This window comes from Primorskyibacter flagellatus, assembly GCF_900176485.1.
Taxonomy (GTDB): Bacteria; Pseudomonadota; Alphaproteobacteria; order Rhodobacterales; family Rhodobacteraceae; genus Primorskyibacter; species Primorskyibacter flagellatus.
In genome coordinates this window covers 487,867-511,240 of record NZ_FWYD01000003.1, presented here as the reverse complement: position 1 = coordinate 511,240, position 23,374 = coordinate 487,867, and the positions used below count along the sequence as shown (strand labels likewise).

Below are 23,374 nucleotides of genomic sequence, written 5' to 3'. Positions count from 1 at the left end.
GGCCATCTGATCCCAATCGTGACGGGGTGTTTACTGATCCAGAAAGGACCGCAGCTTGCGTGACCGCGACGGGTGCTTGAGCTTGCGCAGCGCCTTGGCCTCGATCTGGCGGATCCGTTCGCGGGTGACGCTGAACTGCTGACCCACCTCTTCAAGCGTGTGATCGGTGTTCATGCCGATACCGAAGCGCATCCGCAAAACGCGTTCTTCGCGCGGCGTCAGGGACGACAGAACCCGCGTAGTGGTTTCCTTGAGGTTGTCCTGAATGGCGGCTTCCAGCGGCAGAACGGCGTTCTTGTCTTCGATGAAATCGCCAAGCTGGCTGTCTTCCTCGTCGCCAATCGGCGTTTCCAGCGAAATCGGCTCCTTGGCGATCTTCATCACCTTGCGGACCTTTTCCAGCGGCATTTGCAGCTTTTCGGCCAATTCTTCGGGCGTCGGTTCGCGGCCGATCTCGTGCAGCATCTGGCGGCCGGTGCGGACCAGCTTGTTGATCGTCTCGATCATATGCACCGGGATGCGGATCGTGCGGGCCTGATCCGCGATGGACCGGGTGATCGCCTGACGGATCCACCATGTCGCGTAGGTAGAGAATTTATAGCCGCGACGGTATTCGAACTTGTCCACGGCCTTCATCAGGCCGATATTGCCTTCCTGAATAAGATCAAGGAATTGCAGCCCGCGGTTGGTGTACTTTTTAGCGATAGAGATCACCAGACGCAGGTTCGCCTCGACCATTTCCTTCTTGGCAAGCCGGGCTTCTTTCTCGCCCTTCTGGACCTGCTGCACGATGCGGCGGAATTCAGAGATATCCAGACCGACATACTGACCGACCTGCGCCATGTCAGAGCGCAGTTCCTCAACCTTGTCGGTCGAGCGTTCGATGAACATCTGCCAGCCGCGACCGGCCTTTTCGCCCATCTCTTCCAGCCAGTTCGGGTCCAGCTCGCGCCCGCGATAGGCGTCGATGAATTCCCGGCGGTTGATGCGGGCCTGATCGGCCAGCTTCACCATCGCGCTGTCAATCTGCATGATCCGGCGGTTGATGCCGTACAACTGGTCGATCAACGCCTCGATACGGTTGTTATGCAGGTGCAACTCGTTGACCAGCAGCACGATTTCGGCGCGCAGCTTTTGATACGTGGCCTCATCGCCCTTCGAGAAGGACCCGTCCTCGTTCAGCGTTGCCGAGATCCGGCTGTCCTGCATCGCGGACAAGTCTTCATAGTCCCGCGCGATCCGGTCGAGCGTTTCCAGAACCCGCGGTTTCAGCGCGCTTTCCATCGCGGCCAGCGACATGTTGGCCTGTTCGTCTTCGTCGTCATCGTCATCCGTGGCAATCGGATTGCCATCGGCATCCAGTTCCTGCTCGTCGGCCTTGGGTTTGGCAGGGGCGGCCGGCGCGGCGACGGGGGTCACAGGCGTGACGACACTGCCCAGCCCGGACGGTTGCACAACCGGTTCTGTCAGATCGCCGTCTTCGCCCATATGGGTGCCAAACGTCGTCTCCAGATCAATGACGTCGCGCAGCAGAATGTCCTCGGACAACAATTCGTCACGCCAGATGGTGATCGCCTGAAAGGTCAGCGGGCTTTCACAAAGCCCTGCGATCATCGTATTGCGGCCGGCCTCGATCCGCTTGGCGATGGCAATCTCGCCCTCGCGGCTGAGCAGTTCGACAGAGCCCATTTCACGCAGATACATGCGCACCGGATCGTCGGTGCGGTCCAGTTTCTCGCCCGTGCCGGAGGCCAGCGCCAGTTCCTTGGCCTGCGAGGTCGTCGCCAGCTCGGTCGAGCCTTTGTCCTCTTCGGCCTCTTCATCCTCTTCGGTGACCTGGATGCCCATCTCGGACAGCATCGACATCACATCCTCGATCTGGTCGGAACTGACCTGATCGGGGGGCAACACCTCGTTCAGCTGATCATAGGTGATATAGCCACGCTCGCGCGCGTCAGAGATCATCTTCTTGACCGCGGCCTGGCTCATGTCGAGAGAGATCTCGCCGTCCCGGTCTTCCGAAGTGCGGTCGTCAGTGTTTGTATCTTTGGCTGCCATTCGGGGCTCCTGTCAGGGGCTGGTCTGAGCGGGCGATTCTACTAGGGCGATTCGTTCAATCCGAATCAATAGCGCGATTCGGCGATTCGCACACCCGTATAGCCGCATTTTCTTTACTGTTTACTTACCAAGATGCGTTTAACTGCCGCGCTTGGCGTATTCTATTCTCTCCAGAAGCGCGTCCAGAGCGCTGCGTTCATCGCGATCGATTCGCGCGCCGTTGGGGCCGACATCATATTCCACGCGGTCATTCTGTTGGCTGCGCTCTGCCTGGTGGCGGGCATTTGCCGCCTGCCCCAAACGCCAGGTCACCGCCTCATCCGAAGGCCCTTCCAGATCTTCCTCCGCCTCGGCCAGTTCGGCCTGATGCCCCGCACGGGCCGATAGTTTCGCCAATTGCTCGGCCACGGTCATCCGGGCAAGATCCGTGTTGCCGGGCCGGCGAATGCAGGGCGTGACTGCCACATGGCGCGCCGAGAGCAGTGTTTCAAGGGGCTCGGGCCCAAGATGGTGCAGAATCTCGGCCCGCAAGGCCTTTGCATCCATTCCGGCGTGACGCAAAAGCTGATCGCGCAGGATTGCATGGGTCGGATCGGCGCAATGCATCTGCTCCAGCTCCGGTTCAAACTCCTCGATCAGGTCGGGGCAGGTCACCAAAGCGGCCAGAACCACCGCCTCGTGCTGGCGGGTTTCGGCGCTTTCGCCTGCCGCCACCAGCATGGAATTGCGCACCGAATCGCCCGCGCCTTTTTCCACCTGCCAAGACGGCGCACCAAACTTGCCGCCGGACTTGCCCGGACGAAATGCGCCCTGCCGTTTCTGGGGCCGGCGCGCTGTGCGGAACAGCTCCCACCGCAGTTCCTTGATCGCCTCGCCGTAATGGCCGCGCACCGACGGGTCACGGATCAGCATGATCTTCTCGCGCAGCACCTTGTCCAGCGCGGCCCTGCGTTCAGGACTGTCAAAGACCTGGCCTTCTGTTTCGCGCTGCCACAGCAGGCTAACCATCGGCAGCGCGGCATCCAGCACCTTTTGCAAGCCAGCGGCCCCGTCGACGCGGATCAGATCATCGGGGTCCTTGCCCGGCGGCATGACTGCGAAACGCAGCGATTTCCCGGCCTCCAGCAGCGGCAGCGCCAGATCGATCACCCGGTAGGCGGCGCGCATGCCCGCCGTGTCGCCATCCAGCGCAATCAGCGGCTCGTCCGAGATCCGCCACATCAGGTGCAACTGATCTTCGGTCACGGCTGTGCCAAGCGGTGCCACGGACGCGCCAAAACCGGCGGCGCTCAGCGCGATCACGTCCATATAGCCTTCGGCCACGATCAGCGGCGCACCTTTGCCGGATGCCGCGCGCGCAGGGCCCATGTTGTAAAGGTTGCGCCCCTTGTCAAACAGCAGCGTTTCCGGAGAGTTCAGGTATTTGGCATTGTCATTCGGGTCCATCGCCCGGCCGCCAAAGGCAATGCAGCGCCCGCGCGCATCGCGGATCGGGAACATGATCCGGTTGCGGAACGTGTCATAGGGCTTGCCGCCCTTGCTGGACGCCTTCGCCAAGCCGCAATCAAGGATCATCTGTTCGGACACGCCCTTGCCGCGCAGGTGGTCCCAAAGCCCCTGCCAGCCGTCGGGCGCAAAGCCGATGCCGAACGTGTCGCGCGTCGCATCCGTCATGCGCCGCCGGTCAAGATAGTCGCGCGCCGCCGCCCCTGCCCCGGTCTTGAGCTGCATGATGAAGAACTGCGCCGCCTGCTCCATCACCTGTGTCAGCTCTGTCCGCAGATCCGCCTTTTCCTGCGCCTTCGGATCGCGCGCGGGCATCGGCATTCCGGCCTCGCCGGCAAGGATCTCGACCGCTTCCATGAAACCGACATTCTCGGTCTCGCGCACGAAAGAGATGGCGTCGCCCTTCGCGTGACAGCCAAAGCAGTAGTAGAATCCCTTGCGGTCATCGACGTGAAAACTGGCGGATTTTTCCTGATGGAACGGGCATGGTGCCCACATGTCGCCCTTGCCCTGATTGGACTTGCGCTGATCCCACATGACCTTGCGCCCGACGACCTGAGACAGACTCAGCCGGGTGCGCAATTCGTCCAGAAAGTTCGGTGGCAGGCTCATGCCATGAATATCGGTGCAGGCGCGCGCAAAGTCCAGCCGATGGGTGCTCTGCAGGTCATCATATCCCTGCGCCCACGCTGACCCTCGGTCGCAACCCGAAATGCCGATCGCGGCAGCGCATGATCATGCCCGGCACCCCGCGCCACATGGCGGCAAAAGATCTTGCGCTGCCGAATTTCCAAAAAAGCATCCGAGCCTCGTATCGCGCCAAGACCATTTCAACAATTTGTTTATAAACAATTTTTCAACCTATTCGACGGGGCCGACACATTACCGACATATTTAAGTCAAGTTTTTGACACAGCTTCGCCCGAGAACATCTTTTGGAAGATTTCAAATCAAGATACGCAACCGTAGGGTTAAAAGAGCAGCATAAGGAGCTTGTAAATGTCGATTGATGGTGACAGCGGTAACAACCTGTTGGTGAACCTTCTTTTTTCCAACACCCTACGTGGCTTTGCTGGCGATGACACGCTGGTTTCAGGCCTTGCGAATGATCGGATGGAACCCGGTGAAGGCGATGATTTTGTCGACGGCGTCCTCGGCGGCGCTCATACGATCCTGGGCAGCGAAGGTGACGACACGCTGAACGGCTCCACGCTTGGGAGCGATACCTTTCTCATCTGGGAATCGCTGGCCGGTGGCGTCATGGACGCGGAAACGATTACCGCCTCGCTGGCTGGCGGGGATCTGCTTAGCATTCAAAGCGCCGCCGCAACCGGCTACAATCTGAATGCGGATCCCGACAACCAGGGCTGGGGCAACGGCAGCCATGACCTGCGGTTTCGCAATATCGACAAGTTCGACCTGTACCTCAGCGGTGAAGGGTTTGATACGATCCTGACTCTGGACGGCGATGACACGATCCGGACCGGAAGCGATTCCGATTTCGTGGGCGGGCGCGGCGGCGACGATGTGATCATCAGCGACGACGGCAATGACACGCTTTATGGCGGCGAGGGGAACGACTATATCGTTGGCGATACCGTCACAAGTTCCCTCACCGCAAACGACCGGATCTTTGGTGACGCCGGCAATGACACCGTGTGGGCCGGTGTGGGCGATGATGTGGTCTACGGGTTGGAAGATAACGATCTGCTCCGGGGCGAAGATGGGAACGATTTCCTTGCAGGCGGCGACGGTGCCGATACCGTGCTGGGGGGTGCGGGCAATGACACGATCAGCGGCGGTACGGGCGATGACGCCCTTTACGGCGGTGCAGGCATTGACGCGCTGAACTACTATTTCGCCACTGGCGGTGTCACCGTTGACCTTTCGGCGCAGGGCGTGGCCCAGGCGATCGGTGGGGGCGAAGGGACGGACATCTTCTCTGGCTTTGAGAATATCCTTGGCAGCGGCAACTTTGGGGACAACCTGATCGGTAATGCCGCGAACAACACCATTCGTGGCTATGGCGGTGGCGACACTGTCAGTGGCGGTGGTGGAGACGATTTGTTGTTGGGATATGCCGGCAATGATGTGCTGTCGGGCAACGATGGCAATGACACGCTGAACGGCAGCTTGGGCGATGATTCGGCCTATGGTGGCGATGGCAACGATCTGCTTCAGGGCGGCAATGGCAACGACCTGCTGAACGGGCAGGATGGGGCCGACATCCTGGTGGGTGGCGCGGGTGCCGACACTTTGACCGGCGGCCTTGGCGCGGACGTGCATTATGGCGGCGCTGGCGCAGATGTTTTCGTCTTTGCGGCAATCGCCGAAAGCCATTCCGGGCCGGGAACGCGCGATCGCATCGCTGATTTCGGTGGCGGGGACATGATTGATCTGTCGCTGATCGATGCCAACAATACGATCGCAGGGAACCAGGCTTTCACCTTTATCGGGACGGATGCCTTCTCGGCTGCGGGGCAGGCAAGATACTGGACAGATGGCACCAACACCATCCTGCTGCTTGATGTGGACGGCGACGGGACGGCGGATGGGAATATCGCCCTGACCGGCATCGGCTCGTTGACTGCCGGCGACTTTCTGCTCTGATTTCAAGACACTCGATTGCCCCGCCCTGATCCGGGCGGGGCAATCGTTTCAAAGGCCCTTGGCGCGATAGCTTGCGGCGACCTTGGTGATCGACACCAGATATGCGGCGGTGCGAAGATCATCGACATCTTCCCGCTCGTGCCAGACGTCGCGCATCGACTGATAGGCGACCCGCATCGTGTCATCCAGACCCGAGCGCACCAGTTCAAGCTCGTCCGCGCCGCGCAGGTACTTCGTCTTGAACTCTGGCGTCATCGACCAGGCATCGCCAAGATAGCGGTCCAGACGCTCCAGTTCGTCGATGACAAGTTGATGGCGCGCCTCTTCCTGACGCCGCTGCATACGACCAAAGCGGATATGGCTGAGATTCTTGACCCATTCGAAATAGGACACCGTCACACCACCGGCATTTGCATACATGTCGGGAATGATAACGACGCCTTTTTCGCGCAGGATTTCGTCCGCCCCGGCGGTGATCGGGCCGTTCGCGGCCTCGATGATCAGCGGCGCCTGGATATCCGCCGCATTGCCAAGGTTGATAACCCCTTCCAGCGCGGCCGGGATCAGGATATCGCAGGCCGCACCAAGCACCGCGGCCCCTTCGGCGTGATGGGTCGCGTCCGGATAGCCGGTGACACCGCCATTGGCGATAATCCACTCGCGCACATTCTCGACGTTCAGACCGGCCTCGTTCACAAGCGCGCCGTCGCGCTCGATGATGCCTGTGATCTTGCAGCCATCCTCTTCGGACAGGAACTTGGCAGCATGATAGCCCACATTGCCAAGCCCTTGGATGATCACGCGCTTTCCGTCCAGCTTGCCGGTCAAGCCCGCCTTCTCAAGGCCCTTCGGATCGCGGAAAAACTCTCGCAGCGCATATTGCACGCCCCGGCCCGTCGCCTCCACCCGGCCAGAGATACCGCCCGCATTCAGCGGCTTGCCGGTCACACAGGCCCGCGCATTGATGTCGGTGGTGTTCATCCGCGCATATTGATCGGCGATCCAGGCCATTTCACGTTCGCCTGTGCCCATATCGGGGGCGGGCACGTTCTGACTGGGATGGATCAGGTCGCGCTTGGCCAGTTCATAGGCAAAGCGCCGGGTGATCAGCTCCAGCTCATGCTCTTCATACTGGCGCGGATCAATGCACAGCCCACCCTTGGAGCCGCCGAACGGCGCCTCCACCAGCGCACATTTATAGGTCATCAGCGCCGCCAGCGCCTCGACCTCGTCCTGGTTGACCTCGGTCGCGTAGCGGATACCGCCCTTGACCGGTTCCATATGTTCGGAATGCACGGAACGATACCCGACAAATGTCTGGATCCCTCCGCGCAGACGCACACCGAAACGTACGGTATAGGTGGCATTGCAGACGCGGATCTTTTCTTCCAAGCCCGGCGGCAGGTCCATCTTCGCGACCGCACGATTGAACATCATATCCACGCTCTGCCGGAATGTCGGTTCGTTCTTTGGCTGCATCTGCCCCTCCATGGTCATGCAAGCTGCGCATCCTTCCGCAAGCTGTCCCATGCGCGGGTAACAAAGCGGTTAAGACGAGCGCTATTCGATACTGTCACACACTATGTCGAATTCCTTCGACGTCTCATAGTGCGCTGCCATTGTCGCCCGTGTCGAGACAATTGACCATGATCGGTGCAATATCAGGAAATCAAACGACCTTTCCGCAGAACCGCGTCCGGGATTCCAACGAACCGCCGGACAAATCACCAGATGCGGCCCAGCAGGCCCCGCCACGAAAGCCCGCAACCATCATATGAAATCATCCATATCGCAGATCAGACCCGCGTCCTCCGGCAAACGCGGAAAGGTCAGATTTGTCCGGCCTTCATCGCGGTTATCATATCGGCCATGAATTTTGCCTCGGCAGACGGAATGACGCCGCCAATGGCAACCCGGCGTCCAACGCGCCACCAGATGCCCGGTTTCCAGCCACGGGGTTGCTTGTCCACGGTTTTCAGCATGAACCCGTTGGACGGCTTGAAGGCAAAAGCCCCGCGATCCACCGTGACGATATCCTCGGTCCGTGCCAGTAACGTCCCGGCGCTGTCACGCAATTCGTCGCGGGTTAGATGCAGCGTCAGCGCGGTTGCCTGCCACATCACCTGAGCCGCCCATAGCGACAAAGCCCCGACCGCCACCAGCAACACCTGCCAGACCGCGCCCATGGCCGCCGTCACCGCAACGTATAAAAGCAGCAAGCCAAGTGCTGCCACGATACCCACACCAATGATCCGCCGTCCGGCAGAGGCACCAGCCTGCGCCACAATCTCGTCCTGCATGCCTGCCCCCTGCGGCGTCCTGCGCCCGTCATTTCCGTTGTTTTTCGAAACGTCGGGGCCATGCCCGGCCCCGACGTTCTCCGCATAGCGCACCGATTGCGGGAAAGCGAGAGTGTGCGTCCCTGCACATACGCGGTTCGAGCCTCGCGGATTGTCGCAACGCCCGACGCCCCTTATCTTTCGTCCAGCAACACTTGGAAGGAGACGTGCAATGTCCCTCAGACCGACTTTGGAAACCCGCAAGGCAACCCCCACGATGGAGGGCGCAGGCGTGCATCTGCACCGCGCCTTCGGCTTTCAGGATCCATCAGAGCTGGACCCGTTCCTGCTGTTCGATGATTTCCGCAATGACGTGCCGGATCACTACCTGCAAGGGTTTCCATGGCATCCGCATCGCGGGATCGAGACCATCACATATGTTCTCAACGGCTCTGTCGATCATGGCGACAGTCTGGGCAATACCGGGTCGCTGGGCGCGGGCGATGTACAATGGATGACGGCCGGATCGGGCATCCTGCATCAGGAAATGCCCAAGGGAAATGCCAGCGGGCAAATGCATGGCTTTCAGCTTTGGGCAAACCTGCCCTCGTCGCTGAAGATGACCGCGCCGCGCTATCAGGACGTCGAAGGCAAGGAGATCCCCGAGATCATCGACGATGACGGCACCCGCGTGAAGGTCATCGTGGGCTCGTTCTGGGGAAAAAGCGGCCCGGTGGACGGCATCGCCGCCGATCCGCAATATCTGGACGTCTATGTGCCTGCGGGCGTGAAAAAGACCCTGCCTGTGGACACTTATCGCCGGGCCTTTGCCTATGTCTTCGAAGGATCGGGCGCGTTCACGGATGCCGCAGACCCCACCGGTGTGCTTTTGGAAAAAGAGGTGGACGGCGCAGAGCTGAACATCCGCGACATGTCCGGCGACCGCACGCTGGTGCGCTTTGGCACCGGCGACAGCGTCACCGTGCAGGCGGGCGAACAAGGCGTGCGCTTTCTGCTGATCTCTGGCGCACCGATTCAGGAACCGGTCGCCTGGCACGGGCCCATCGTGATGAACACCCAGGCCGAGCTGCAACAGGCCATGCGCGACCTGCGCAACGGCACGTTCATCAAGGCGGCACATTGACCGCCCGGCGGCGGCGCAGGGATTTTTGCGCCGCCGCCTTTATTCCGTCACGCTGCGATGCACCATGTCCCAATAGACCTGCTCGACCTCTTCCAGCGACAGGCGACCGGCGCTGCGATACCAGGTATTCACCCCCGTCAGCATGGCAATCACCGCCAGCGTCGCTATCTTCGGATCGGCTATGGTGAAATCGCCCCCCGCCATGCCGTCGCGCAAGATGCTTTCCAGCGCATCCTCATAGTCCCGCCGGAGCGCCTCGATGATTTGGAAATTGTTCGGCTCCAGGCTGCGCAGCTCCATGTAGGAAATGAACACCGCCTGCGGTCGGTCAGCGTGAAAGCTGATGTGGAAGCGGGTGAACCGCTCCAGCCGCGCCGTGGGCGAACCATCCTGCCCCAGCGCCGCATGCGCCGCCAGCAGCTCGTCCATATGGCCACGCATCAGCGAAAACAGCAGCGATTGCTTGTCGGCCGTGTAATTATACAACGCGCCCGCCTGCACCCCGACCTCGGTTGCGATCTGCCGCATCGACACCGCAGCATAGCCGTGCCGGGCGAACAGCCGCAAAGCTGCCTCGCGGATGCGCGGGCCGGTGATTTCGGAATGAGAACCTGTCGTGCGTGCCATACCCCCTGATAACTGAACAAATGTTCAGATCAAAGCCCGACTTGCCCAAACCGCGCGTCTGGGGCATGACGGTGCAGTCCTGATCGCCCCGCCCCTACCGGAGCCGCCCCGCCGATGCGCCTAATCCTTGCCCTGACCCTTGCATCCCTTGCCGGATGCACCAGCTTTCCAGAGCTTGAGGCGGCACAGACACCGGGGATCCAGTCCGCCGCCTATCCGCGTCTTCTGCCGCTGGACAGTCTTCTGGCCGAGGGTGGCGACCCGCGCGCAACGCCCGAGGCAATGGATGACATCGCCGCCCGTGTGGCACAGTTGCGCGACCGCGCCGACCGCCTGCGCGGCCCGGTCATCGACAGCGCGACCCGGTCGCGGATGGCGCGCGGCGTTGTCGAAGGCTGACACGGCACCACCCGCCGTTGCACCCCGCCTGCGAACCCGCTACATCGCCGCCAAGCCATGAAGATTTTACAGGAGCCCCGCGATGTCAGACCCCCTGCGCCTTGGAATTGCCGGTCTGGGGACCGTCGGTGTCGGCGTCGTCAAGATCGTCCGTCAGAAGGCGGCAATGCTGCAATCGCGCACCGGGCGCGAGATCACGATCTCTGCGATTTCCGCGCGCACCCGCGACAAGGATCGCGGCGTTTCGCTGACCGGCTACGCGTGGGAGGATGATCCCGTCACCCTGGCCACCCGCGACGACGTGGATGTGTTCGTGGAACTGATGGGCGGCAGCGACGGCCCCGCCAAGGCCGCGACAGAGGCAGCCCTCGCCGCGGGCAAGGATGTGGTCACCGCCAACAAGGCGATGCTGGCGCTGCACGGTCAGTCCCTGGCCGAGGCGGCCGAAAGCGCGGGGGCCGTGCTGCGTTTCGAAGCGGCTGTCGCAGGCGGCATCCCGGTCATCAAATCCCTGACCGAAGGCCTTGCCGGCAACGAGATCACCCGCGTGATGGGCGTGATGAACGGCACCTGCAACTACATCCTGACCCGGATGCAATCGGCGGGCCTGCCCTATGAAGAGGTGTTCGAAGAGGCCAACCAGCTGGGCTTTCTCGAAGCCGATCCCGAACTGGACGTGGGCGGCATTGACGCCGGTCACAAGCTGGCGCTGCTGGCCTCCATCGCCTACGGCACACAGGTGGCGTTTTCCGAGGTAGAACTTGAAGGCATTGGCCAGATCACCATCGAGGATATCCGTCAGGCCGCCGATATGGGCTACCGCATCAAGCTGCTGGGCGTCGCGCAGCTGACCGGACGCGGGCTGGAACAGCGCATGTCGCCCTGCCTCGTACCGGACAGCTCTCCGCTTGGGCAGTTGGAAGGCGGCACCAACATGGTGGTGATCGAGGGCGATCAGGTCGGCCAGATCGTGCTGCGCGGTGCGGGCGCCGGTGAAGGCCCCACCGCCAGCGCGGTTCTAAGCGACGTCATCGACATCGCGCGCGGCACCCGCCTGTCGACCTTCGGGCAACCCGCGACAACCCTGCGACCGGTCACTCCGGCCCGTGCCACGGCACCTGCCCCCTATTATCTGCGGATGCTTTTGCAAGACCGCCCCGGCGCGCTGGCCAAGATTGCAACGACACTGGGCGAGGCCGGGATCTCCATCGACCGGATGCGCCAATACGGGCATTCCTCGGGCACCGCACCGGTTCTGATCGTGACGCACAAGACAACCCGTGCGTCGCTGGACGAGGCGCTGGTCGCCATGCCCGCCACAAAAGCGCTGGCCGAGGCCCCCGTCGCCCTGCGCATCGAGGAAGCCTGACCCGCCAAGATCCACAACGCGCCCGGCCGAATGCGGATCGGGCGCGCCTGGGCTGCGGTCCTGGCCTGCGGGCGGATGGCGCCAGCAATGTCCGCCACGCGCCCCGCGACGGGTGCAGAAGACAGTCAAAGCAGTCTCCTGTGCCTTGACGGACACCCTAGACCGCGCGGCTTGCGCGCCTGCGTTAGCGCTACCGGCCTTGTCTGTTCACCCCCCGTTGGGCTACATCGCAGCAACGCCGTTCCTGAAGGATTTCCAGATGACCTCTCATATTGATTTCAATGACCGTATGCTTTCGCTTGGTCTGGCGCGTGTGGCCGAACAAGCCGCCATCGCCAGCGCCGACTGGATCGGACGTGGCGATGAGAAAGCCGCCGATCAGGCTGCGGTCAACGCCATGCGCGACCAACTGAACAAACTCGACATTCAGGGCACCGTGGTGATCGGCGAAGGCGAGCGTGACGAGGCCCCCATGCTGTTCATCGGCGAAGAGGTCGGCAACGGCACCGGCCCGGCGGTGGATATTGCGCTGGACCCGCTGGAAGGCACCACCCTGACGGCCAAGGACATGCCCAACGCGCTGACGGTCATCGCCATGGGGCCGCGCGGCTCGATGCTGCATGCGCCGGACGTCTATATGGACAAGCTGGCAATCGGACCGGGCTACAAACCGGGTGTGGTGACGCTGGACATGTCGCCGATGGACCGTGTCAATGCGCTGGCGGCGGCAAAAGGCTGTTCAACCGACGACATCACCGTCTGTATCCTGGAACGCCCGCGCCACGAAGAGATGATCGCCGAAGTGCGCCAGACCGGCGCGGCGATCCGCCTGATCACCGATGGCGACGTGGCCGGCGTGATGCATTGCGCCGAACCCGACCTGACCGGCATCGATATGTATATGGGATCCGGCGGGGCACCCGAAGGCGTGCTTGCAGCAGCAGCGCTGAAATGCATGGGCGGGCAGATATTCGGCCGCCTGCTGTTCCGCAACGATGACGAGAAGGGCCGCGCCGCCAAGGCCGGGATCACCAATCTCGACCGGGTCTATACCCGCGACGACCTGGTCACCGAACATGTGATCTTCGCCGCGACCGGCGTCACCAACGGGTCGCTCGTGGCCGGGATCAAGCGCGAGGTCGGCTACCTGACGACCGAAACGATCCTGATGCGGTCCAAGACCGGCTCTGTCCGGCGCATGACCTACCGCAACCCGACACGCTGACCGGGCATCCGGTCGGACCTTCAGGCGCGCCTGCAACACCGGGTCCGGGGCGGACCTGACGGAGGATCATGGCCTATCTGAATGTCGAAACATCCCTGACGGGCCGCCGCTGGGTCGGCCCCTCGGGCGAGGCAGAACGCCAGGCCGAGGCATTGGCGCAACAGACCGGCCTGCCGCGTCCGATCTGTGCCGTGCTGGCACGCGCAGGCGTTCCCGCATCCGAGGCGCAGGCCTATCTTTCCCCGCAATTGCGCAGCCTGTTGCCCGACCCGCGCTCCTTGCGGGATATGAAACCGGCCGCAAAACGCTTTCTTGCCGCCGTCACCCGGGCAGAGCGTATCGCCATCTTCGCCGATTATGATGTGGATGGCGGGGCTTCCGCCGCGCTGCTGCTGGATTGGCTGGGCGCGATGGACCGGCAGGCGACGCTGTATATCCCCGACCGGATCGATGAGGGCTATGGCCCCAACGTGCCCGCCATGCAGGCGCTGGCCAAAGATCACGACCTGATTGTCTGCGTCGATTGCGGCACGCTCAGCTTCGAGCCGATCGCCGCCGCCAAGGGCACGGATGTGATCGTGCTGGATCACCATCTCGGTGCCGAAGAGCTGCCCGCAGCGCTGGCCGTCGTGAACCCCAACCGACAGGACGAATCCGGCGATCTGGCGCATCTCTGTGCGGCCGCCGTGGTGTTCCTGATGCTGGTCGAAACCAACCGCCAACTGCGCGAATCCGGGCGGAAAGGCCCCGACCTGATGGCGATGCTGGATCTGGTGGCGCTGGCCACCGTGGCCGATGTGGCACCGCTGATCGGGGTCAACCGCGCGCTTGTGCGCCAAGGGCTGCGGGTCATGGCACGGCGCGACCGCCCCGGCCTTGTGGCCCTGTCGGATGTGGCAAAGCTGACCAGCGCGCCCAGCAGTCACCATCTGGGCTTTGTCCTTGGGCCGCGCGTCAATGCGGGCGGGCGCATCGGCAAGGCCGATCTTGGCGCACGCCTTCTGGCCTGCCGCAATCCGCAAGAGGCGCAAGCCATGGCCAACCGGCTGGATGCGCTGAACACCGAACGCCGCGAGGTCGAGGATCAGGTCCGCGCCGCCGCGATGGCGCAGGCCGAAGAGCGCGGGCTTGACGCGCCGCTGGTCTGGGCGGCGGGCGAAGCCTGGCATCCCGGCGTCGTCGGCATCGTCGCCAGCCGCCTCAAGGAAGCCAGCAACCGGCCCGCCATTGTCATCGGGCTGGACGGGGACGAGGGCAAAGGCTCTGGCCGGTCGGTCGCGGGCGTGGACCTTGGTGCCGCCATCCAAAGACTCGCCGCCGAGGGGTTACTGCTCAAGGGTGGTGGCCACAAGATGGCGGCAGGCCTCACGGTCGCCCGCGACAAGCTGGACGAGGCAATGGCGCGGCTGTCGGATCTGCTGGCCAAACAGGGGGCCGGTGATGCGGGCCCTGCCGACCTTCGGCTTGACGGCACGCTGATGCCGGGGGCCGCCACGCCAGAGATCATCGACCAGCTCGACAATGCCGGCCCTTTCGGCGCTGGTGCCCCTGCCCCGCGTCACGCCTTCCCCTCGGTCGAGATCCGCTATGCAAAGCGCGTCGGCTCAGCGCATCTGCGGCTCAGTTTTTCTGACGGAACAGGCCCCAGAATCGACGCAATCTGCTTTGGGGCCTATGACGGCCCACTTGGGGACGCGCTGGAGAATCACGGCGGCGCCCGCTTTCATCTCGCCGGACGGTTGGAAATCAACGAATGGGGTGGCAGGCGCAAAGCCCAACTGCGCCTCGATGATGCCGCAAAGGCGCAATAACGCCTGATCTTCCGCTGCATTTCCCTTAAAATCCGCAAGTTTACAGCCTGACCCGACGTCGAATAAAAATTCCCTGAAAAACAGTGTAATTTCCACTTGCACGCACCGCAGGCTTTGCCTAAACACCGCCTCACGCCAAGCGTGGCCCGTTCGTCTATCGGTTAGGACGCCAGGTTTTCAACCTGGAAAGAGGGGTTCGATTCCCCTACGGGCTGCCATTTTTCTTGCTTAAGTAGTTGATTTTTCTACCTAAACAGAAAGCGCGTCCCCCACTATATCCCCCACCTTGCAGCGGATTGTCGCGGAATATGTCGGAACAAGGCGACGCCTCATCGGGCAGTCTTAATCATCCGTCAGTCTTTGACTGGTGTCCCGACCTTCCCGCGCAAGAGCGTTCACAAAAGCACGAATGGCTGCGGATTCGCGGCTGCGCTCGCCATGCTGATAATTGGGATGTGCCTTGCCGGGGTTCGCACCGCCGCCCGCACCGTGCATCCGGCATACCGCCCAGCCGCGTACCGCCGGGCTTCTGCACGGTAAACCGGTGCGTTTTGACTTCGCAGAGCATCGTGGCGCACGGTGCATGGGGTAAGCGTCCTGTTTCATTGCCGCCCCTCCCCCGTGGTTTTTTCATCGGTAGACACTGGCAACTTGGTGAAGTGATAATAATTGTCTAGCCGGAATGTTAACGGGGCCGATTTTATGCACCTACTTAGAATTTTTATTGCTTTCATATTAATCTCACAATCTGCTTTGGCGCAGCAACAGGAAGGCGTCATTTTACGCTGCGGGGCGTCGAGTGGTCACGCTTTCCATTTCAAGGACGAAACTACGAATCCCAATGGGCCCAACTGGACAAAGGACAGCATATCCACAGGCAAAATCATTCTCGTACGTTATGGCGATGAATGGGATATTCTCTTTGATGATAGCGTTGGTTCTTATGGCTACCGACAGGATGGTGCGAGAGTGATACCGTTGTTAGACAGTCCTGGCATGTTGACCGTTGGCGCATTCGGCGCGGCCTATGTCGATATTTATACCTTTGATTTTAAAGACAAAATATTAGCGTGGAGCAGAAACAAACTCGGCCCGATTTTGCCAAAGGTAGCAGCATACAAAGCAACTTGCGAATGACGGGTTCAGCGTCTTGCGCTAGTCATTTCCGCTCCGTCCCCCTTGGTTGACGTTGCCGACCACCGCCTGCGCGCCGCTTTCCACCGTGACACGCTCAACCCGCACAGTCTGTTGCCCTTTGGAACGATACCTTTTGAGCGTGTCCATCTGTGCCGCAAAGGTGCGTGCCAGCTTGTTCAGCGCGCGTTCGGCAGCATCCTGTTGCGGGATGTTGTCAACATGGTTCAACCGCCGCGCTAGCATCATTGTCGCTTGGTGAATGGCTGCCATCTGCGTTGTCAGCAGCAATTCCGCTGCATCTTTGGGCTGCATTGCATCCACGAAACCCAGTGCAAAGTTGGATGCGCTTTCATCGGTGCGCCTGCTTTGCGACCCCAATTTCGCCATTTGGCCAAGCCATTCGCTTTGCATGGCTGCGTTCGGTGCTGACGTCAGAACCCTGTCGAAGTCGCCACGCGCGTTGATTTGAAGCACGTTGTCGGCCCCCCATTCCAAGGCCATCGCGGGCGGTTCGCGTTCCTGCATCTTTGCAGCCGATTTCTTCGGTTTGTCGAGGTCATTCGCCATTGTCTTGTCCTTTCGGTTGAACCCAAGCCCGCGCGATACCGCACCAGTGCCGTCCATCCGGCCCGTGCTTTTCCCACTCGGTCAGCCTGCGCCAATCTGCCAGAGACACGACACGGCCTGTCCAAGTGCGTGGATCCCCGGTGACAGATGCGCCATGCCGGAACGCATCAGATTCGCGGTTCTGCGCCGGGGGCGTTGCGACACTTGCGACATTTGCGACAATCAAAGCCGGGCGCTGGGCGTGTGTCGCAGATGTCGCGATTGTCGCAGGGGGCGGGGCGTCACTTTCGCGCCCCTCCCCGAGTTCCGATAAAGCGGCGCTTGCATCAAACCACATCGCTGTCACCCAGCACGATATGCCACGCCTCGGCCCGTGCGGCCCCCCGCACCACTGCGCCCGCATCCAGCCGCACAAGCCATCCATGCTTCTCAAGGATGCCCAGCGCCGCCCGTGCCTTCGGGCTTTCGCGCAAAGGGTTCGGTCCGAGCCTGACCACATCCCGCGCCATCACGTCAGGATGCGGCCAGCTTTCCAGCAGCCATTTGCGCAGCGCCTCGGCCTTGTCGATTTCCGCCGATACGGTCGCGGCGCTGGCAAGCCGTGACGCTTCGGACAAATAGAATTGCGCCAGCGTTATCGCGTCGGCCATCGTTTCGGCTTTCACGGCCTGCGCGTCCAGATCGGGCCAGAGGGTCAGCACGCCTGCGATGCGCGCCGCCTGTTCCGCCACCTTGGATGCGGTGCCGGTGATATGCGCCAAGTCGCCGCCGGGGGCTTGCGCCGCTTCGATTGCATCGGCAAATCCCGCCAGTAGCGTGCGGGCGTCAGGGGCAAGGCCAAGGCTGCGCGGTTGCAGTTCGCGGGTTTCTTCATCCATCGGCAGGGGCGTGTCGAGAATGTCGTGCAGCCGCCCCGCAAAGCCTGCCAATGCCCTATCATCGCGCCGCGCGGTTGCCTGCATCCGTGTGCCAATGGCGCTGGGCGGTTCGCACATCAGGAACCGGGGCAGAAAGCCGGTATCGGCTGCCAGCGGGTCGGCCATGAAGCTACGCGCCACGGTCGGCTGCACCATCAGATGCACCGCCAGCCGCCGCCCATAAAGCGTTGCGTGCCCATCGCCTGCGCGCGTGCGCCTTATCGGATTGCCTTGCCAAAGGTCATTCAATGCCGCCAGCGTCTTTTGCCTGTTGTCGCTATTCATGGCGTGCCCGCCCAGAAATTGCCCGCCTTCATCCGAGAAAAGGCCAAGACTGGGTTGGCCGGTTGCGAATAGTTTGGTCAGCCCTTCAAAGGTCGGTTCCGACACGGTGCGGTCAGCCGATGGGGGCGCGTCGGGTTCTGCGCCCAGGGCTTCAAGGTCGGCTTGTGCAGCAGTGCGCTTTTCGCCCTTGCCCTTTTTGGCTTCGGCAAGGATGCGGTCGCGCTCCCCTTTCCAGAGCGCATGTGCATTGGCCCAGCTTTGCATATTGTCGCGCTGGGCTTTCGCCTGTTCGCGTTCATGGTCACGCAGCGCCGCCATCAGCGGCGCGTCGCAGGCTGATTTGCGTTCGCCGCTTAGCGCCATCGTCAAAGCATAGAGCGCCAAGGGACGCGGCCCGCCCAGCGTGTCCACATCTGCAAAGCCCTGCACCGCTAAGGATGCCACGGCCAAAGCCGATTGCGCCGGGATTGCCACCGGGGCTTGCGTGATGCCCTGCACCGCTTCGACAGCCCCGCGCAACGGCCCGAGCGCGTGAACGGGATAGGCGGCACCGGGCGCAATGTCGCGCACCAGCGGTTGCGGTCCTTCGGGGTTGTATCGGATAGCTTGGGGCGCGGTCATGCGGTTTCCCCTTTCTTTGTCAGAATGTCGTTCCAGTCGCGGCCATCGGGGGCAGGCAAGAGCGATACCTGCCAGCCCAGCGCGTGCGCGCGTGCCGCCAATGCGTTTGCAGCTTCACGGCCTGCCGTGTCGCCATCGGGGGCGATGGTCAGCCGCTTTGGTGTATCCGGCAGGTGCAGGGCGCGGATGCCGGATGTTGACAGCGCCGCCCAGACGGTCGCAGGCCCACGCAACAGGCCAGAGGCAAGGCTCAAGGCGGTTTCTATGCCTTCGGTCACCACCAACGGCCCCGCCCCATCCATGAGCCTGACAGCGCCGCCAGCAGCCCCGCCCAGCATCATCTTTGCCGGGTCAATCGCAGCCTTGCCCGTGCCATCGGCGCGCAGGTAGGTGCGATGCACGCAAGCCCCATCCGCGCCCTGCACCGCCGCCACCAACGCGGGATGCCGCTTCGCGGTCGGCCCGTGCCAGCAGGAGCCGTGAAAGCGCAGGGTGCGGGGCAGGTCGCAAGTGATGCCCCGTGCTTTGCGTAGATAGGTTTCGGCCAGCGTGCCGCCGATGGGCTGGGCGTCCTGCCAAACCTGTTTGGCTTGCGCCGCACGTTTGACCGCCTCGGCCCGCTGTTCCGCGTCGCGCTGGGCCAGCGTTGCCGCGTCCGGGGGCGTGTAATCCCCCGAGCGCAGCCCCGTCGCCGCCAGAATATCCGTGAAAGCACAAGCCGATTTCTTGCAATCCAGCAGCAGCCGCCCATTGCGGCCATCACCCAAGGTCAGGGCGTTCTGGCGCTTTTCGCGCTCGGGCTGGCATACGGGGCAAGGTGCCGCCCCGTAGCTGCGATACCACTTGCCGCCCAGCGCAAGTGTCAGGTCGCGTGCATCCCTCATTGCATCGCCCCCCAGATCAGGACGGCCAGCGCGTGCGCCTGCGCTTCGGTCAAACCATGCGCCCGCATCAAAAAGGCAATTTGCAGACGATTCATGCCGCACCCCCTTTCCAGTCGAGGGTGACGCCAGAGCGCAGCACATAGCGCCCGTGATGTCCGGCGTAATCGCCGCCATGCGGTTCAGTGACGGTTTCGATGTCCAGCCCGAGTGCGCGCAAGTTGAACACATAGGCGCTCCAGCGCGGCGCAGGGTTGTCGATGGGCGTGCAGCCTTTGGCCCCAACGCGACGCAGTTCTTCGAGCGCCCAGCGGTCGCGGCCCGTCACCACGATGCGAAACGGATCGCCTGTGCTGGGCGTGACGCGATAGAACGTGCCGGAATTGTGGCGTTTGCGCTTTTGCGGTGCTATGTTCGGGATGTCAGCCGCATTTGCATGGCGATAATCCCGGCCCGGTTCCTGCGCCAACAGGTTCCGGGCCACTTCGTTTCCGCCGCTCATATCAAGCGACCTTCGTTTCGCGGGCTTCAAGCCACGCGGTCACGTCGCTTTCGCGCCACGCCACAAGGCGTGCGCCCAGCTTCACGGGCTGCGGAAATTCGCCGCGTTTCATCCAATCGTAAATGGTCGAGCGGGAAAGCCCAGTGCGGGCTTCCACCTCGGGGCGTCGGATTAGTTTTTCGGCCATTGTCGGTTCCTTTCGGTTGCAGATGTTGCAATCCGGAAGGTCGGGCATTTCGCCTAAGTAGTCATACGGGGTGAATGGGGGTAAATTACAGACATTTCCCCGTTAAGATACGGGGGCAAATTTCATTCTTTTCTGAGCCGCTTTTGCCATATCCGCAGGCGATGCATCTATTTCCAGTGCACAGTAGGCTGCGCGCACAAGTTTATAGAGCTGACCGGTTGTTTCACCTGTCACTGGATTGCGGCCCAATGTTGCCGGCTCTCCAGTTACCGCAGCAACAATAACGCAGCATTCAGTCGCCACTCTATGCGCGAGGATATTTTTGCCTTTGTTTCCATTCACAATATTTCCGGTCGACTTGATTCTCTCGCGGACACCATCCGAGTTCTTTCCGATAGCGATGCCTGCGGCATCCAAAGCGTTTGCTTGCCACTCCAAGGTTCCGGCTACCGTGGCTATGGTTTCAAGTTTGTCTAAAAGCGAGTGACGGGCCATCAACTGGCTACCTTCTGGAAGATGAGCTGCTAAGGTTGGAGCATCGCCCCATGCCGCGAGCAGGTCATAGGCAAACATCCGCAATTCGTCACCAGCGCCAAAACCACCTCCGCGAGGACCATCCTTATCACCTCGCACGCATGCAGCTGCTTTCCGCAAATAGCTCGCTGCTTTTCGTAGGTCAGACGCCTCTCCCTCTGGCGATTTTGCATTGACGACTTCCCAGTGCTGAATTCGCCCCATGCTATACGCCGTAAAGAGCCGCTCTGCGAGCATCTCAACTTGCTGTTCTGCTAGTTCAGGGAAAATGGAAGCGATGGCATCATGGCATGCTGGACGGTGGTTTTTCAGCATCATGGCGCATACCCCATCTTCACAATATTGCCAGTTGCCACAACCTTATCGCCTCGCAAAAATCCAGCCCACGCAGACATCATCGCCCGCCGCCGTTCCAGCATGTCGCTGCGTTGATAGGCGCGCTCCACATCCGAGCCGATGAAATGCGCTAGTGCGACTTCTGCCATATCACGCGGATAGCCTTGTTCCGCCGCCCATTGTCGGAAGGTTGAGCGTAGCCCATGCGGCACTGCCGGGCGCTTGTTGCGCGGATCAAGGTAGCCCGCGCGCCCCGCCTTCACTTCGCTTTCCTGCATCCGCCGCATGACTGCGGAAATGGACATATCTGACAGCATCCCGCCGCGCGGAGCAAAAAACACGAAAGGCGAATCTTCCATCCGGGGCAGACCTTGCAGAATAGCCACCGCCTCGGGCGTCAGCGCCACGCGATGTTCCCGGCCCCCTTTCATCCGCGAGGCCGGAATGGTCCATGTCGCAGAAGTCGCAAGTGTCGCAACGGGGGTGGTCCTGATTGCACTTTTCGCGCCGAAGTCGATTTCATCCCATGTCATGCCGCGCACTTCTCCCGAGCGTGCAGCGGTCAACGTCAAGAATTGCAATGCCTTCGCGGCCATGCCGTCGCGTCTTTCAAGCGCAGCCCACCAGTCCGCAACGTCGCCCAGCGCCAATGCGGGTTGGTTCTGCACCTGCGTCACCTTGCCGGGTGCGGGCAACAGTTCCTTAAGGTTCCCACCCCAGCGCGCGGGGTTGTCGCCAGTGCGGTGCCCCGAGACGGTCGCCCAGTTCAGGATAGCTTCCACGCGTCCGCGCAGCTTTTTCGCCGTCACCGTTCTTTCGCGCCAATGCGGTTCAAGCATCCGCAAAATGTCCGCAACATCTATATCGCGCACCAGAATGTCAGCTAAGGCAGGGAACGCCAGACGCTCGATTGATGACAGCCACTGCTTACGATGCTTCTCACTCTTAAACTCTTTAAGCTTTACGGCGGCATAAGCTTCGACGGTCTGCGCAAAGGTCAACGCTTCACGCGCCGCCCGCCTTTCTGCCAGCGGATCGCCGCCCAGCATGGCCTTACCCCGGTTTTCGAGTGCCAACTTGCGCGCCACCGCCAGCGATATAGCCGGGGGGCTGCCCAATCCGATTTCGCTACGCTTGCCGCGGATGGTGATGCGCTGCACCCATTGCTTCGCACCGTTCGGACGCACGCGAAGAAAAAGGCCATGCCCATCAAAGTGCTTTCCCGGCTCCGTCACTGTTTCCACGAAACGTGCGGTCAGAGAGTTTTGCGGCTTTCGGATTCCAGCGCCTGCCATATCATATCCCCCAACATATCCCCCACCTTACTGCGGATTAACTAGGAATATGCCGGATTATGCTGGACGATGAAAGAGAAAATATTCTTTATTTTATAGGCTTATGCGGTAGGTAGCGGACAATGCCGGAAATACCTATGGCGGCCCTACGGGCTGCCACTTTTCCTTGTGAGTTGCTGGATTTACTGGATAAGATCCCCAGCTGTCCGCTCTGGGTAAGCATTGTCTAAGGATTTGAAGGCACCAAACGGCCCCCGAAAGCATCGCTAAACGCTCACGAAGGCGTGACCGCATGTCGCACTTGGTTCTTTATGTGGGCTGCGTTTGTTCGCCGAATGCAGTAAGCCTACGACATGAGAACCGGCAAGATACCATTTCGCTTCGACATGACGGAAGTTTTGGGCCGCGCCCGCCAACGCTACACCAAGCATGTTGGCGGCGTAACCTTGAACCTTCCCTTCGTCAGCATTGCGGTGAACCCGAAGGACAAGGAACGGCAGGTTGCGCGGGAACTTGTCATTCGACTCGCTGACAGACGCGTGCTTTCTGCTTGGGAATGCTGCGACGGCTGCATTGATAATGCGCTGATTTCGCTTCGTGAGATACGCGGCATTCTGGTAGATAAGCAGGTTGAACTTGCCGACCTACAAGACGGTTCGCTTTACCTGCTTGTAGACGTCATGGCGCTAGGCATTCGGCAATTCCTTACCTACGAAGAACTACTTAACAGGTCTGACGATGCGCCGCCGCACCCCCGTTTCGGGGAATTCTACCGCCCGCCCGACATTCGGGAAGCCTACTTTGACGCGCTGGAAGTTTTGCGTGCGCACCTTAGCCGGTGCTTGGGTCAAGTTGCTGCGATTGGCAGCATGGACCTTCCGCAAGACGGCTTGGTGAAGAACTATCAGGGCGGTTGGCAAATCGAAGCCTACGAAGCCTTGCCAATCGAACACGACAAGCCGTCGTAAAAAGAATCCCGGCTGGGTCGGTGCACGCGAACCGGGGCTAATTGGCACTTCGTCGTTTGAGTTCGTCAGGGGTGTTCGCACAAGTCCACGACGGTTGATCGGCAGGAAGTGCTCAC

Annotated in this window: 20 protein-coding genes and 1 tRNA gene; 9 read left to right on the top strand and 12 right to left on the bottom strand. The window is 61.4% G+C overall.

Going from position 1 to position 23,374, the window contains the following annotated elements; all coding sequences use genetic code 11:
• Window positions 1–30: 30 nt before the first annotated feature.
• Window positions 31–2,058 (bottom strand): RNA polymerase sigma factor RpoD, encoded by a 2,028-nt coding sequence (gene rpoD, locus B8991_RS07940; RefSeq protein WP_084352109.1) that lies wholly within the window; start codon window positions 2,056–2,058, stop codon window positions 31–33.
• A 138-nt stretch (window positions 2,059–2,196) separates the two neighbouring features.
• Window positions 2,197–4,176 (bottom strand): DNA primase, encoded by a 1,980-nt coding sequence (gene dnaG / locus B8991_RS07935; RefSeq protein ID WP_084352107.1) that lies wholly within the window; start codon window positions 4,174–4,176, stop codon window positions 2,197–2,199.
• Between the two features lie 387 nt (window positions 4,177–4,563).
• Here dnaG and B8991_RS07930 point away from each other — a divergent pair, with 387 nt between their 5' ends.
• A complete protein-coding gene (locus B8991_RS07930; protein ID WP_084352105.1) occupies window positions 4,564–6,174 on the top strand; it encodes a calcium-binding protein in 1,611 nt (536 codons plus the stop codon).
• A gap of 48 nt (window positions 6,175–6,222) precedes the next feature.
• Here B8991_RS07930 and B8991_RS07925 read toward each other — a convergent pair whose 3' ends face one another.
• Window positions 6,223–7,653 (bottom strand): Glu/Leu/Phe/Val family dehydrogenase, encoded by a 1,431-nt coding sequence (locus B8991_RS07925; RefSeq protein WP_084352265.1) that lies wholly within the window; start codon window positions 7,651–7,653, stop codon window positions 6,223–6,225.
• Window positions 7,654–8,003: 350 nt separating this feature from the next.
• Complete coding sequence (locus B8991_RS07920) at window positions 8,004–8,474, bottom strand: hypothetical protein (RefSeq protein ID WP_084352263.1); 471 nt, start codon at window positions 8,472–8,474, stop codon at window positions 8,004–8,006.
• A gap of 211 nt (window positions 8,475–8,685) precedes the next feature.
• On the opposite strand from B8991_RS07920, the gene B8991_RS07915 reads away from it, so the two are divergent.
• Window positions 8,686–9,597: a pirin family protein gene (locus B8991_RS07915; protein ID WP_084352103.1), complete on the top strand. Its 912-nt coding sequence runs from the start codon at window positions 8,686–8,688 to the stop codon at window positions 9,595–9,597.
• A gap of 39 nt (window positions 9,598–9,636) precedes the next feature.
• Here B8991_RS07915 and B8991_RS07910 read toward each other — a convergent pair whose 3' ends face one another.
• Window positions 9,637–10,224: a TetR/AcrR family transcriptional regulator gene (locus B8991_RS07910; protein ID WP_084352101.1), complete on the bottom strand. Its 588-nt coding sequence runs from the start codon at window positions 10,222–10,224 to the stop codon at window positions 9,637–9,639.
• Window positions 10,225–10,338: 114 nt separating this feature from the next.
• On the opposite strand from B8991_RS07910, the gene B8991_RS07905 reads away from it, so the two are divergent.
• The 6 genes from B8991_RS07905 (at window position 10,339) to B8991_RS07880 (ending at window position 16,165) form a co-directional block, all read left to right on the top strand.
• A complete protein-coding gene (locus B8991_RS07905) occupies window positions 10,339–10,623 on the top strand; it encodes a hypothetical protein (protein WP_084352099.1) in 285 nt (94 codons plus the stop codon).
• An 82-nt stretch (window positions 10,624–10,705) separates the two neighbouring features.
• Window positions 10,706–11,992 carry a homoserine dehydrogenase gene (locus B8991_RS07900; RefSeq protein WP_084352097.1) on the top strand — a complete coding sequence of 429 codons (1,287 nt, stop codon included), beginning with the start codon at window positions 10,706–10,708 and terminating at the stop codon, window positions 11,990–11,992.
• A 259-nt stretch (window positions 11,993–12,251) separates the two neighbouring features.
• A complete protein-coding gene (gene glpX / locus B8991_RS07895) occupies window positions 12,252–13,217 on the top strand; it encodes a class II fructose-bisphosphatase (RefSeq protein WP_084352095.1) in 966 nt (321 codons plus the stop codon).
• A gap of 68 nt (window positions 13,218–13,285) precedes the next feature.
• On the top strand, window positions 13,286–15,028 hold the full coding sequence (recJ, locus tag B8991_RS07890) for a single-stranded-DNA-specific exonuclease RecJ (RefSeq protein WP_084352093.1): 1,743 nt from the start codon (window positions 13,286–13,288) through the stop codon (window positions 15,026–15,028).
• A gap of 143 nt (window positions 15,029–15,171) precedes the next feature.
• Window positions 15,172–15,246, top strand: a tRNA-Glu gene (locus B8991_RS07885).
• A gap of 484 nt (window positions 15,247–15,730) precedes the next feature.
• Window positions 15,731–16,165 carry a hypothetical protein gene (locus B8991_RS07880; protein WP_084352091.1) on the top strand — a complete coding sequence of 145 codons (435 nt, stop codon included), beginning with the start codon at window positions 15,731–15,733 and terminating at the stop codon, window positions 16,163–16,165.
• Between the two features lie 18 nt (window positions 16,166–16,183).
• Here the strand turns inward: B8991_RS07880 and B8991_RS07875 are convergent, their stop codons facing one another.
• The 7 genes from B8991_RS07875 to B8991_RS07845 all read right to left on the bottom strand — a co-directional run bounded on the left by B8991_RS07875 (window position 16,184) and on the right by B8991_RS07845 (window position 22,290).
• A complete protein-coding gene (locus tag B8991_RS07875) occupies window positions 16,184–16,732 on the bottom strand; it encodes a hypothetical protein (protein ID WP_143514516.1) in 549 nt (182 codons plus the stop codon).
• Between the two features lie 326 nt (window positions 16,733–17,058).
• Window positions 17,059–18,555, bottom strand: coding sequence for a YfjI family protein (locus B8991_RS07870; protein WP_084352087.1), 1,497 nt, complete (start codon window positions 18,553–18,555; stop codon window positions 17,059–17,061).
• On the bottom strand, window positions 18,552–19,439 hold the full coding sequence (locus B8991_RS07865) for a DUF7146 domain-containing protein (protein ID WP_084352085.1): 888 nt from the start codon (window positions 19,437–19,439) through the stop codon (window positions 18,552–18,554). The genes B8991_RS07870 and B8991_RS07865 overlap by 4 nt, the downstream gene beginning before the upstream one ends.
• A 91-nt stretch (window positions 19,440–19,530) precedes the next feature.
• Complete coding sequence (locus tag B8991_RS07860) at window positions 19,531–19,938, bottom strand: winged helix domain-containing protein (protein ID WP_235866575.1); 408 nt, start codon at window positions 19,936–19,938, stop codon at window positions 19,531–19,533.
• A 1-nt stretch (window position 19,939) separates the two neighbouring features.
• Window positions 19,940–20,125: a helix-turn-helix transcriptional regulator gene (locus tag B8991_RS07855; protein WP_084352259.1), complete on the bottom strand. Its 186-nt coding sequence runs from the start codon at window positions 20,123–20,125 to the stop codon at window positions 19,940–19,942.
• Window positions 20,126–20,227: 102 nt separating this feature from the next.
• A complete protein-coding gene (locus B8991_RS07850) occupies window positions 20,228–20,977 on the bottom strand; it encodes a hypothetical protein (RefSeq protein ID WP_084352083.1) in 750 nt (249 codons plus the stop codon).
• Complete coding sequence (locus B8991_RS07845; RefSeq protein WP_084352081.1) at window positions 20,974–22,290, bottom strand: tyrosine-type recombinase/integrase; 1,317 nt, start codon at window positions 22,288–22,290, stop codon at window positions 20,974–20,976. The genes B8991_RS07850 and B8991_RS07845 overlap by 4 nt, the downstream gene beginning before the upstream one ends.
• A gap of 353 nt (window positions 22,291–22,643) precedes the next feature.
• Between B8991_RS07845 and B8991_RS07840 the strand changes: the two genes are divergently transcribed.
• Window positions 22,644–23,258 (top strand): hypothetical protein, encoded by a 615-nt coding sequence (locus B8991_RS07840; RefSeq protein WP_143514515.1) that lies wholly within the window; start codon window positions 22,644–22,646, stop codon window positions 23,256–23,258.
• The last annotated feature ends 116 nt before the right edge of the window (window positions 23,259–23,374 follow it).

Excerpts from the sequence above, each read along its gene's own strand:
- B8991_RS07915 (WP_084352103.1), top strand. The coding sequence starts at position 8,686 with ATGTCCCTCAGACCGACTTTGGAAACCCGCAAGGCAACCCCCACGATG.
- B8991_RS07875 (WP_143514516.1), bottom strand. The coding sequence starts at position 16,732 with ATGGCGAATGACCTCGACAAACCGAAGAAATCGGCTGCAAAGATGCAG.
- dnaG (WP_084352107.1), bottom strand. The coding sequence starts at position 4,176 with ATGAGCCTGCCACCGAACTTTCTGGACGAATTGCGCACCCGGCTGAGT.
- B8991_RS07900 (WP_084352097.1), top strand. The coding sequence starts at position 10,706 with ATGTCAGACCCCCTGCGCCTTGGAATTGCCGGTCTGGGGACCGTCGGT.
- B8991_RS07910 (WP_084352101.1), bottom strand. The coding sequence starts at position 10,224 with ATGGCACGCACGACAGGTTCTCATTCCGAAATCACCGGCCCGCGCATC.
- rpoD (WP_084352109.1), bottom strand. The coding sequence starts at position 2,058 with ATGGCAGCCAAAGATACAAACACTGACGACCGCACTTCGGAAGACCGG.
- B8991_RS07860 (WP_235866575.1), bottom strand. The coding sequence starts at position 19,938 with ATGAGCGGCGGAAACGAAGTGGCCCGGAACCTGTTGGCGCAGGAACCG.
- glpX (WP_084352095.1), top strand. The coding sequence starts at position 12,252 with ATGACCTCTCATATTGATTTCAATGACCGTATGCTTTCGCTTGGTCTG.
- B8991_RS07930 (WP_084352105.1), top strand. The coding sequence starts at position 4,564 with ATGTCGATTGATGGTGACAGCGGTAACAACCTGTTGGTGAACCTTCTT.
- recJ (WP_084352093.1), top strand. The coding sequence starts at position 13,286 with ATGGCCTATCTGAATGTCGAAACATCCCTGACGGGCCGCCGCTGGGTC.
- B8991_RS07845 (WP_084352081.1), bottom strand. The coding sequence starts at position 22,290 with ATGGCAGGCGCTGGAATCCGAAAGCCGCAAAACTCTCTGACCGCACGT.
- B8991_RS07880 (WP_084352091.1), top strand. The coding sequence starts at position 15,731 with ATGCACCTACTTAGAATTTTTATTGCTTTCATATTAATCTCACAATCT.
- B8991_RS07840 (WP_143514515.1), top strand. The coding sequence starts at position 22,644 with ATGAGAACCGGCAAGATACCATTTCGCTTCGACATGACGGAAGTTTTG.
- B8991_RS07865 (WP_084352085.1), bottom strand. The coding sequence starts at position 19,439 with ATGAGGGATGCACGCGACCTGACACTTGCGCTGGGCGGCAAGTGGTAT.
- B8991_RS07870 (WP_084352087.1), bottom strand. The coding sequence starts at position 18,555 with ATGACCGCGCCCCAAGCTATCCGATACAACCCCGAAGGACCGCAACCG.
- B8991_RS07850 (WP_084352083.1), bottom strand. The coding sequence starts at position 20,977 with ATGATGCTGAAAAACCACCGTCCAGCATGCCATGATGCCATCGCTTCC.
- B8991_RS07920 (WP_084352263.1), bottom strand. The coding sequence starts at position 8,474 with ATGCAGGACGAGATTGTGGCGCAGGCTGGTGCCTCTGCCGGACGGCGG.
- B8991_RS07855 (WP_084352259.1), bottom strand. The coding sequence starts at position 20,125 with ATGGCCGAAAAACTAATCCGACGCCCCGAGGTGGAAGCCCGCACTGGG.
- B8991_RS07905 (WP_084352099.1), top strand. The coding sequence starts at position 10,339 with ATGCGCCTAATCCTTGCCCTGACCCTTGCATCCCTTGCCGGATGCACC.
- B8991_RS07925 (WP_084352265.1), bottom strand. The coding sequence starts at position 7,653 with ATGCAGCCAAAGAACGAACCGACATTCCGGCAGAGCGTGGATATGATG.